Source organism: Paramesorhizobium salinisoli, from assembly GCF_003335045.1.
Taxonomy (GTDB): Bacteria; Pseudomonadota; Alphaproteobacteria; order Rhizobiales; family Rhizobiaceae; genus Paramesorhizobium; species Paramesorhizobium salinisoli.
In genome coordinates, this window is record NZ_QOZG01000071.1 from 1 (window position 1) to 2,089 (window position 2,089).

Genomic DNA, 2,089 nt, shown 5'->3' on the forward strand with positions numbered 1-2,089 from the left:
GGCCGAACGCTTGCCCAGGTTCATCGAGGAGATCTACAATGCCAGGCGGCTGCACTCAGCCCTTGGCTACAGATCGCCAACAGAATTTGAAACCCAACTCGCCCAGCAGGCGGCTTAGTTTGAAGCGCCTCGCTGGTCCAGCCCGAGGGGGCACTCCATTTTTCCACCCAGAAGTGAGCCACCTCTAAGTATGGTTTTCTGATCAGGATATGGTCAAGGGGTTCACTTTTTCTCCTCTCTTTTGGGCTGCTGCGGCCGAGCTGGCTTTGAAGCGGAAGCTGTCGTTCCCGGTTTCCAGGATATGGCAACGGTGGGTCAGTCGGTCGAGCAAAGCGGTGGTCATCTTCGCGTCGCCGAAGACGGTGGCCCATTCGCTGAAGCTGAGGTTGGTGGTGATGATGACGCTGGTGCGCTCATAGAGCTTGCTCAGCAGGTGGAAGAGCAGCGCTCCACCTGACGCGCTGAACGGAAGGTATCCGAGTTCATCGAGGATCAGCAGATCGAGACGAACCAGCGTCTCAGCGATCTGGCCTGCCTTGCCTTTAGCCTTCTCCTGCTCAAGCGCATTGACCAGTTCGATGGTCGAGAAGAAGCGGACCTTGCGGCGGTGATGCTCGATCGCCTGGACTCCGAGAGCGGTCGCCACATGTGTTTTGCCTGTACCCGGTCCGCCGACAAGCACGATATTCTGCGCCCCGTCGATGAACTCGCATCTGTGCAATTGGCGCACCGTCGCTTCGTTGATCTCGCTGGCGGCGAAGTCGTATCCGGAGATGTCCTTGTAGGCCGGGAAGCGGGCAGCCTTCATGTGATAGGCGATGGACCGGACCTCGCGCTCGGCCATTTCGGCTTTCAGCAACTGGGACAGGATCGGCACGGCTGCATCGAAGGCTGGAGCACCTTGCTCGATCAGGTCACTGACGGCTTGGGACATGCCATGCATCTTCAGGCTACGCAGCATGATGACGACGGCGGCACTGGCAGGATCATGACGCATGACGACCGGCAGGCGTACGAAAGTCCCCGAGGAAGGAACCCGCGGGCCACAGGCGGATATCTATGGGGATTTCGAGTTTTGGCTGATGTCGGCGATAGCACGGCTGTCATCGGGAAGCGCCGTGATGGAGGCGGACAGGCCGCTTTGTTGCGCCTCCGCGCGATGTTAACGGCCCGGCGGGTGGCTGGGCGCGGTTCTGTCTGTCGATGATCACCATGGACGTGTGCGGATCCGTTGCCGCAGGCTGAGTGCCTGTGGCTGAAGGCTGGGTTCTGCCATGCCGGGCCATGGAGGGGTTCGGCGGTCCGCGCGGCTGCCTCCACCGTCCGAACGTCTCGATGACGATCATGCGCATTGTCGCCACTGGCATGTGGGAGCGCATCAAGCCGAGACGCAGGCCCGTCTGAAGGCCTGGACCAGCCCATTCACCGATAAGAGGTCGGATCGAGAAGATCTTCGGAACCTGGAAGCGAAGCTATGGCCTTCGTCGCATGCGGTGGCGAGGATTGGCCAAGGCCGCCCTCCAGGTTCATCTCACCGCTATCGCCTACAACCTCAAACGCGGTCTGAGATCATTGCAGCAGCGTGACAGTGAAGGCCGCTGCCTCAAACGCCGCAGCCCTGCCGAAACCTCTCAATATAAATCAGAAGCGCTACCCGCGCACAGGTCTCCTAAGAAGCGCAACAATGCGGTCGATCACATCCCGGACGGAAGCGGGAGCCGGCTGCTCCTGCCAGCGGAACCCGTTTTTGCAGCCTCGCCTGCGTTGCCGCTGCATCGGCTTCCGGCAGTTGAACGCCGACGATACCCTTTTCGCCCCACGCGATGGCGCAGGCGACTATGGCCGTTTCGAAAATGATCATCCCAAGCGATTCCATGGCGCGTATTTTAGCACGAATCGCCAAACGATGCAGTTGAAGCGGGACGGGAATAATGTTTGTCTGGGTAAAAGGGCCGGTGAACGATCTAGCGCTCGTGGACAAAGATTGACTGAGGAACCGAATTTTGATTCAAGGCTTCCATTTGGAGGCAGCCTTGGGCGAACGGATAGGACTGACGGATGAAGAATGGGCGGTGATCGGGCCGCTCCT

The 2,089-nt window shown here is 59.6% G+C and carries 3 protein-coding genes and 1 pseudogene; 2 read left to right on the forward strand and 2 right to left on the reverse strand.

All coding sequences use genetic code 11. The annotated features are described in order from the left end of the window. Window positions 1-202: 202 nt before the first annotated feature. Complete coding sequence (gene istB / locus DUT91_RS24840) at window positions 203-997, reverse strand: IS21-like element helper ATPase IstB (RefSeq protein WP_114443037.1); 795 nt, start codon at window positions 995-997, stop codon at window positions 203-205. A gap of 254 nt (window positions 998-1,251) precedes the next feature. On the opposite strand from istB, the gene DUT91_RS26385 reads away from it, so the two are divergent. Continuing rightward, complete coding sequence (locus DUT91_RS26385; RefSeq protein WP_200835091.1) at window positions 1,252-1,404, forward strand: hypothetical protein; 153 nt, start codon at window positions 1,252-1,254, stop codon at window positions 1,402-1,404. A gap of 24 nt (window positions 1,405-1,428) precedes the next feature. Further along, window positions 1,429-1,548: pseudogene (locus tag DUT91_RS27660) on the forward strand (transposase); the annotation flags it as partial. 121 nt (window positions 1,549-1,669) lie between these two features. Here the strand turns inward: DUT91_RS27660 and DUT91_RS27095 are convergent. Further along, window positions 1,670-1,861, reverse strand: coding sequence for a hypothetical protein (locus tag DUT91_RS27095; protein WP_245420021.1), 192 nt, complete (start codon window positions 1,859-1,861; stop codon window positions 1,670-1,672). Window positions 1,862-2,089: the final 228 nt, after the last annotated feature.